Source organism: Streptomyces sp. MK37H (genome assembly GCF_018035285.1).
In the GTDB taxonomy this organism is placed as follows: Bacteria; Actinomycetota; Actinomycetes; order Streptomycetales; family Streptomycetaceae; genus Streptomyces; species Streptomyces endocoffeicus.
Window position 1 is genome coordinate 1 of the sequence record NZ_JAAAYH010000410.1, and the last position, 8074, is coordinate 8074.

7 protein-coding genes are annotated in these 8074 nt (G+C 70.8%); 2 read left to right on the forward strand and 5 right to left on the reverse strand.

Annotated features, from left to right (window positions below):
* Nucleotides 1–7 precede the first annotated feature (7 nt).
* Nucleotides 8–559, reverse strand: a complete 552-nt coding sequence (locus tag GWI24_RS36050) for a MarR family winged helix-turn-helix transcriptional regulator (protein ID WP_374103376.1) — start codon at nucleotides 557–559, stop codon at nucleotides 8–10.
* 124 nt (nucleotides 560–683) lie between these two features.
* Here GWI24_RS36050 and GWI24_RS36055 point away from each other — a divergent pair, with 124 nt between their 5' ends.
* The gene (locus GWI24_RS36055) at nucleotides 684–3140 is read left to right on the forward strand and encodes an MFS transporter (RefSeq protein WP_247617345.1); all 2457 of its coding nucleotides are present in this window, start codon (nucleotides 684–686) and stop codon (nucleotides 3138–3140) included.
* An 88-nt stretch (nucleotides 3141–3228) separates the two neighbouring features.
* On the opposite strand, the gene GWI24_RS36060 is transcribed toward GWI24_RS36055, so the two are convergent.
* From GWI24_RS36060 to GWI24_RS36075, 4 genes are all read right to left on the reverse strand, one after another.
* A complete protein-coding gene (locus GWI24_RS36060) occupies nucleotides 3229–3513 on the reverse strand; it encodes a hypothetical protein (RefSeq protein ID WP_210950250.1) in 285 nt (94 codons plus the stop codon).
* Between the two features lie 212 nt (nucleotides 3514–3725).
* Complete coding sequence (locus tag GWI24_RS36065) at nucleotides 3726–4940, reverse strand: MFS transporter (protein WP_210950251.1); 1215 nt, start codon at nucleotides 4938–4940, stop codon at nucleotides 3726–3728.
* A 170-nt stretch (nucleotides 4941–5110) separates the two neighbouring features.
* A complete protein-coding gene (locus GWI24_RS36070) occupies nucleotides 5111–5665 on the reverse strand; it encodes a GNAT family N-acetyltransferase (RefSeq protein WP_210950252.1) in 555 nt (184 codons plus the stop codon).
* Nucleotides 5666–5898: 233 nt separating this feature from the next.
* Nucleotides 5899–7014 (reverse strand): ferritin-like domain-containing protein, encoded by a 1116-nt coding sequence (locus tag GWI24_RS36075; protein ID WP_210950253.1) that lies wholly within the window; start codon nucleotides 7012–7014, stop codon nucleotides 5899–5901.
* Nucleotides 7015–7205: 191 nt separating this feature from the next.
* On the opposite strand from GWI24_RS36075, the gene GWI24_RS36080 reads away from it, so the two are divergent.
* On the forward strand, nucleotides 7206–8074 hold an 869-nt coding region (locus tag GWI24_RS36080), incomplete at its 3' end, for a diiron oxygenase (RefSeq protein WP_210950254.1).

Here is an 8074-nt window from a genome sequence, read left to right on the forward strand (position 1 = left end):
GGCGCCCTCATTCCGCAGCGCGGACCGCCTCGTCCGTCTCCCGTGGCCAGGCCCGGCCCTCCTGGCGTTCCACCTCGCGGTTGAAGCGGGTCAGGACGTCCTCGAAGCGGGCCACGTCCTCCGGGGTCCACGACTCCAGCAGCCGGGACAGGTCGGTCTGCCTGCAGGTCCGTTCCGCCGCCATGCGGTCGGCTCCCTGCGGGGTGACGCGGAGCTTGCGGGCCAGGCCGCCCCCCGGGTCCGGGATGCGTTCGACGAGGCCGGCCCGGAGCAGGGCGCCGGTCTGGCGGTTGACGGTCGAGACGTCCAGCTGGAACGCGTCGGCCAGCTGGCCGATGGTCATCGCGCCCTCGGCGTCCAGGCGGGAGAGGAGCAGGTAGCCGGAGCGGTCAAGGCGGGTGGGAGTGCACGGTTCGGTGCGGGGAGCTGTGCCGGTGTCCGGCTGCGTCGTGGGGTCCTGGGGGTCCGTCGCCTGGCCCTTGCGTTCGCGGGGGGTCAGGACTGAGCACCTGGCCACCAGCATCAGCTCGCGTTCCAGCCGCTCCAGCCGACGATCCAGCACGATTCCTCCTCGCCTCCCCCGCGCCCCTCAATGGAAGTGTGCACGATACACACCATGTGTAGGATGCACATCTCTCATGCTTCCATCAATCTCCTGAACTTTCTTTGGAGGCGGCATTCGCATGCCCCAGTCAGCCCCACCTCGCGTCGCGGAACCTCTGAGCGCCGCGCCGTCCGGCACGCCGCTCCCGCGGGAGGTCGGCGGCGGCTTCGTGGCGGTGCTCGCGTTCTGCGGCATCGCCGTGTCCGTCATGCAGACGCTGGTCGTTCCGCTGGTCACCGAGCTGCCCCAGCTGCTGCACACCACGAGCTCCAACGCCTCCTGGGTGGTCACCGCCACCCTGCTCGCCGGTGCCGTCTCCACGCCCGTCATGGGGCGGCTCGGGGACATGTTCGGCAAGCGCCGGATGCTGATGGTCGCGCTGGCGCTGATGGTCATCGGCTCGCTGACCTGCGCCGTCACCTCCGACCTGGTGGTGATGGTGATCGGCCGGGCCATCCAGGGCGGGGCCATGGGGGCCATTCCGCTCGGCATCAGCGTCATGCGGGACGAGCTTCCGCCGCACAAGCTGGGCTCGGCGATGGCCCTGATGAGCTCGTCGCTCGGCATCGGCGGTGCGCTGGGGCTGCCCGCCGCCGCGTTCGTGGCGCAGCACACCAACTGGCATGTGCTCTTCTACGGGGCCGCGGGGCTGGGCGCGATATCCATCGCCCTCGTGCTCGCCGTCGTCCCGGAGTCCGCCGTCCGCACCCCCAGCCGCTTCGACGCCATCGGCGCGCTCGGGCTGACGGCCGGTCTTGTCTGTCTGCTGCTGCCCATCACCAAGGGCGGTGACTGGGGGTGGACGAGCGGCACCACGCTCGGGCTGTTCGGCGCGTCCGTCGTGATCCTGCTGCTCTGGGGCGTCTTCGAACTCCGTACCGCCGAGCCGCTGGTCGACCTGCGGACCACGGCGCGGCGCCAGGTGCTGCTGACCAACCTCACCTCGATCATGGTCGGCTTCTCGTTCTACGCGATGTCGCTGATCCTTCCGCAGCTGCTGCAGCTGCCGGAGGCCACCGGGTACGGCCTGGGCCAGTCGATGGTCATGGCCGGGCTCTACTTCGCCCCCATGGGCGTCGCGATGATGCTGGTCTCCCCGCTGTCCGCGCGGATCAACGCCGCGCGCGGGCCGAAGGTCTCGCTGGTCCTCGGGCTGCTCGTCATCGGCGCGACATACGGTGCGGGGCTCGTCATGATCGACCACATCTGGCAGATCGTGGTGCTGTCCACCGCGCTCGGCGTCGGTATCGGTATCGCGTACTCGGCGATGCCCACCCTGATCGTCAGCGCCGTCCCCGCCGCCGAGACGGGTGCGGCGAACGGGCTCAACACCCTCATGCGGTCGATCGGCATGTCCACCTCCAGCGCGGTGGTGGGCGTGATCCTGGCGCACCAGACCATCGACTTCGGTGGGGTGGCGCTGCCGAGCAAGGACGGGTTCAAGGTCTCGTTCCTGGTGGCGTGCGCCGCATCGGTCGCCGGTCTGCTGATCGCCCTCTGCCTGCCCGGGCGGCAGCGCGCTGGGCGGACGGCGGGCTCGGGTCCCGTGGCCACTTCGGCTCCGGTGGCTGATTCCGGTCCTGCGGTTGCTTCCGCTCCGGTCGCTGATTCCGCTCCTGTGGTTGCTTCCGTTCCGGTCGCTGACTCCGCTCCTGCGGTTGATTCCGCTCCGGTTGGTGTTCCGGTTGCCGCTGCCGCCGCGGAGGCGGTCGCCGAGGCGCCTGCCTCAGGGGTCGTCGACGACCTCCCCGACCTCACCGGCGGCGTCATCCACGGCCGTGTCCTCGGCCCCGGCGACACCCCCCTCGTCGACGCCGCCATCACCCTCATCGACACCGGCGGCCGCCAGCTCGGCCGTACCGTCACCGGCCGCGACGGCCGGTACCACCTGCCCGCGCCCGACACCGCGAGCGTCGTCCTCATCGGCTCGGCCGCCGGGCATCAGCCGCAGGCCGCCACGCTGCTGGTGTCGGATCTGCCGGTCGTCTGCGATCTGCGGCTGTCCGGCGGGGGCGGGCTGACCGGGTCCGTACGGGCCGTCGGCGGGGAGCCGTTGGCCGGTGCGACCGCCACGGCCACCGGGCCCGAGGGCGAGGTCGCGGGGTCGGCGATCGCCGACAAGAAGGGCGAGTTCGCGCTGCCGGAGCTGGCCCCGGGGACGTACACCCTGACCGTGGCCGCCGCCGGGCACCGGCCGTACGCCACCCAGGTGGAGCTCACCGCCGGTGAGCCGGTGCGCGTGGACGCCGAGCTGCCGCCCGCGGCCCGGGTCCGGGGCACCGTACGGGACCGGGGCGGCCGACCGCTCGAGGAGGCGCGGGTCTCGCTGCTGGACGCCTCCGGGGACGTGGTCGGCCAGGTCATCACCGGTACGGACGGGTCCTTCGGCTTCGAGGCCCTCACCGGCGACCACTACACGGTGGTGGCCAGCGGCTACGCCCCGGCGACCCGCCAGATCACGGTCGGCGGCGCGGCGGGCACCGAGCGGCGGGATGTGGACTTCCTGCTGGGGCACGGCGACGACGGCGGGGCGTGAGTCCGGGCCCTCAGGGGCAGGGCCCGGGCAGAGCATGACGTAAGGCAGCAGCATGTAAGGAGCAGCGCCCCTGGGCTCTGCTCCTTACTCATTCGTCCTCCTCGGGGAGCCCCTCCTCGGGGAGGCCCTCCTCAGGGAGCCCCTCCTCCTCGGGGAGGCTCTCCCACGCCTCGCCCTTCCGGTACAGCTCGAACCCCTCCTCGTCCGCGATGGACTCCGCCTGGGCCCGGCTGCGAAGGGAGATCTCGTACGTATGGCTGTCGACGGTCGCGTGGACGCCCGAGCCGTCGGTGACCGTCTCGATCGAATGCGTCTCGTAGATGACGCGTCCCGGCTCGCACTTGCTCCAGACCACGTGCATGCTCACTGCCATCGGACCCACTCCCGCCGACGAGTCCCCTGGTTTCAGGGTCTCACCTGATCGCCAGGTCCACATGGCCCGACGTGGCCCTCATGGGCCTGACGTGGCCCTCATGGCCCGACGTGTCCCTCATGGCCCGACGTGTCCCTCATGGCCTGACATGGCACTCGTGACGACTCCGTACCCACGCGGCCACCACCTCCGTACTCCCCGCGGCCCCCTCCTCACCTCCGTCTGCCGAACAGCACCACGTTCGCCAAGGCGAGGACCACCAGCGCGCCCCCGAACCACATGACACTGGGGACCGCGATCCCGTCCGCCGCCCGGCCGCCGAGCAGCGCGCCCAGCGATATCGCCACGTTGAAGACGCCGACGTACAGCGCCGACGCCGCCTCCCGCGCGTCCGGTGCCGCGTGCAGCGCCCAGGTCTGACAGGTCACCGACACCCCGCCGTACGCCAGACCCCACACCAGCAGCAGTACGGCCGCCCCCGCCGTCGTGGCACCGGCGACCGGGACCAGCAGCTCGGCCGCCGCCAGCAGGGTGAAGACGACCATGAGGGTGCGGCGCGGATGGCGGTGGGCGGTGGCGCCGGCCAGGAAGTTCCCGGCGATGCCCGCCACGCCGTACGCCAGCAGCAGGGTGCTGATCAGGCCCGTCCCGACCCCGGCGACGTCCTCGAGCACCGGGCGGAGGTAGGTGTACGCGCCGAAGTGGCCGGTGACCAGCAGCAGGGTGGTGATGAGGCCGGTCCGCAGCCGGACGTCGCGGAACAGGCCCGGCACCTCGCGCAGCCGGATGCGCAGCCGGATGGTGCCGGTGGCGGGCAGCGGCGGCAGGGTGACGGCCATGGCGGCGGCCACGGCCAGCGACAGGGCGGCGAAGGCGGCGAACGCGACCCGCCAGTGGACCAGATCGCCGATGAGCGTCCCGATCGGCACCCCGAGCACCGAGGCCACCGCGATACCGCTGAAGATCAGCGTGGTGGCATGGCCCGCGGAGCGCTCGGGCACCAGCCGCACCGCGAGCCCGCCCGCGATCGGCCACACCCCTCCGATACTCACCCCGACCAGCACCCGGGCGAAGAGCAGGAGGGCGAAGCCGGGCGCGAGCGCGGAGAGCAGATTGGCGACGGCCAGCAGCCCCATCAGACCGCACAGCACCAGCCGCCGGTCGTAGCGGCCGACGGTGACGGTGAGCAGCGGGGCGGCGAGCGCGGCGACCAGGCCCGGCACGGTCATGGCCAGCCCCGCCGTACCGTCCGAGACCCGGAGTGCGGAGCCGATCGAGGTGAGCAGGCCGACCGGCAGCATCTCGGTGGTGACCACCGCGAAGGTGCCGACCGCGACGGCGACGACGGCGAGCCAGGCCCCGAGCCGGGCTCTGAGCGGCGAGCGCACCACCGGAGGTGTCCGGCGGACCACGCGGCGGAGCCGCATATCGATCCACGCGGCGGAGCCGCATATCGATGCTTCCCCCTCCCCGCCCCTTCCCGCTACCAGGGGCTCCGCCCCTGGACCCCGGGGTTAAGGGGCGGAGCCCGCCACGCGGCGAAGCCGCATTTCGACGTCGCGGGAAGGGGCGGGGAGGAGAGCAGGCCCCGTACGCGTCAAGATCCGTCGGACGCCCGCTGGCCCGTTGCGGCCCGCCCCAGGCCCACGTCCCGGCGCATGCATACCCGTGGCCAGCGGTCCAGCCCATGACCGGCCTCGCTGAGCCGGATCTCGCGGAGGCCGGGGGTCAGCTCGGCCTCGGTCAGGGCCCGGAAGCCGCACCGCGCGGCGTAGTACGGGGCGTTCCAGGCCACGTCCACGAAGGTGGTCAGGGTGAGCGCGGGGACGCCGTCGCCCGCGGCGCGCGCCGCGATGTGGTCGATCAGGGCCCGTCCCACGCCACGGCGGGCGCTGTCGGGGTGGACCGAGATCTGCTCGATATGGATGTTTCCGTCGACGGGGTCGGTGATCAGGTACGCCATCGCCCGGTCGGCGTCGTCCACCGCGACCCAGGCCCGTCCGGCCCGCTGGTAGCGGCTCAGCTCTTCCAGGCTCAGGGGCTCGTCATCGGCGACTTCGTCCATTCCGATGTCCCGGAAGCAGAGTCCGGCGGCGCGCTCTATGTCCTGGAGGACGGGGAGTTCTTCACTGGTGCTCGTTCGAATCCGCACCCCACCATCATCCTCCGGAACGCCGGAACAAAGGCGTGCCCCCCACCGCCGTGGAGAGCACCCTTCGGCCGTTCCTTCATATGAACGCATATGAACGCCATCGGACCGAGGTCACCCCAATGACCTCGGCCTTCTCCGCTGGCGGTGATCATGAATCTACCAAGGTCGGCGCGTAGGGGCGAGGTTGAGGGGGTGTCATGTTCGTACTCACGCCTGGGTCGTCATCTGCGTACTCACGCCTGCGCCTCGGCCGCCCCCTCCGCGATCGCCTCCTCGACCTCGCCCGTGCGCGCCGCCTCCTCCGCCGCGAAGCGCTGCTGGTCCAGCCGCTCGGCCAGTTCCTCGTCCTGGTTCATCAGCAGGTCGAGGTTGCTGTCGCCCAGCTCCAGCACGCCCATGTCGACATACGCCCGCTGGAGCCGCTCGCCCCACAGCCCGATGTCCTTCACACACGGCACGATCCGGCTGAAGAGCAGCTTGCGGAACATGTGCAGGAACTGCGACTGCTCGCAGTACTCCTCGGCCTCGGCCTTCGGGATGCCGAAGTTCTCCAGGACCTCCACACCGCGCAGCCGGTCGCGCATCAAGTAGCAGCCCTCGATGACGAATTCCTCGCGTTCGCGCAGCTCCGCGTCGCTCAGCTGCCGGTAGTAGTCGCGCAGCGCCATCCGGCCGAAGGCCACATGGCGGGCCTCGTCCTGCATGACGTAGGCGAGGATCTGCTGGGGCAGCGGCTTGTCGGTGGTGTCGCGGATGAGGCCAAACGCGGCGAGCGCCAGGCCCTCGATGAGCACCTGCATGCCCAGGTACGCCATGTCCCAGCGGGAGTCGCGGAGGGTGTCGCCGAGGAGGGTCCGCAGATCGGTGTTGATGGGGTAGACCGTGCCGAGCTTGTCGTGCAGGAAGCGGCCGTAGAGCTCGGCGTGGCGCGCCTCGTCCATGGTCTGGGTCGCGGAGTAGAACTTGGCGTCGAGGTCGGGCGCGGCCTCCACGATCCGGGCCGCGCACACCATCGCGCCCTGTTCGCCGTGGAGGAACTGGCTGAACTGCCAGGCGGCGACGTGATGGCGCAGCTCGCCCTTGTCCCGGTCGGTCATCCGGTCCCAGTGGCGGGTGCCGTAGAGGGCGAGCGACTCATCGGGGGTGCCCAGCGGATCGTACGGGTCCACGTCCAGGCCCCAGTCGATCCGCTTGACCGCGTCCCACTGCTTGTCCTTGCCCTTCTGGTAGAGGGCGAGCAGCCGGGCCCGGTGGTCGTCGTACTCCCAGCTGAATCGGGCGGCGCCGCCTGCGGGCACCTGCCAGAGGGGGTCTCCGGGATCCATCGCGTAGAGCTCTTGCGTCGCCACCGACGCCTCCTTCGCCTCGCTCCCCCGTGAACGGATGCGTACTCGGCAGGCTCACACGTCCGTTACTCGGCGGTCAATAAGACCTCCGCAAGGGATTGACGGGCTTGCTGACACGGAGTCTCATAAGAGGTATCCGCCGGTAACCGTTCCCACCGGCGTCTGTCCGAGCCATCAGTGAGGTGCCCTCGACGATGTCCACCATGACCGAACCACCCGCGCTCAGGGACGCGCTCGGGCTGATCAAGGACCGCGAACGGGTCGCGGAGCGACTGCTCCAGTCCTCCGCCAAGCACTCCTTCGACCCCGACACCGAACTGGACTGGGACGCGCCGTTCGAGCCCGGCAAGTGGTTCTGGCCACCGGAGCTGGTGTCGCTCTACGACACGCCCATGTGGCGCCGGATGTCGGAGGAGCAGCGGCTGCTGCTGTCCCAGCACGAGGCGGCGGCCCTCGCCTCCCTGGGCATATGGTTCGAGATCATCCTGATCCAGCTGCTCACCCGGCACATCTACGACAAGCCCGCGACCAGCGCCCATGTGCGGTACGCGCTCACCGAGATCGCCGATGAGTGCCGCCACTCCAAGATGTTCGCGCGGCTGATCACCAAGGGCGGCACCCCGGCGTATCCGGTCGCTCCGCTCCACCACAACCTGGGCCGGTTCTTCAAGACGTTCTCCACCACGCCGGGTTCGTTCACCGCGACCCTCCTCGGCGAGGAGATCCTGGACTGGATGCAGCGGCTGACCTTCCCCGACGAGCGCGTTCAGCCGCTGATTCGCGGGGTGACCCGAATCCATGTGGTCGAGGAGGCCCGTCATGTGCGGTACGCGCGCGAGGAGCTGCGCCGCCAGATGCTGCGGGCGCCGCGCTGGGAGGGGGAGCTGACCCGGATCGGTTCCGGGGAGTTCTCCCGGATCTTCTCGCAGGCGTTCATCAACCCCAAGGTCTACACGGACGTGGGACTCGACCGCCGCGCGGCCGTCGCTCAAGTGCGGGCCAGCGCCCATCGGCGCGAGGTGATGCGCAACGGCGCCCGCAAGCTCACCGAATTCCTCGATGA

Coding starts and splice junctions, on each gene's coding strand:
- GWI24_RS36065 (WP_210950251.1), bottom strand. CDS start 4,940: ATGCGGCTCCGCCGCGTGGTCCGCCGGACACCTCCGGTGGTGCGCTCG.
- GWI24_RS36060 (WP_210950250.1), bottom strand. CDS start 3,513: ATGGCAGTGAGCATGCACGTGGTCTGGAGCAAGTGCGAGCCGGGACGC.
- GWI24_RS36055 (WP_247617345.1), top strand. CDS start 684: ATGCCCCAGTCAGCCCCACCTCGCGTCGCGGAACCTCTGAGCGCCGCG.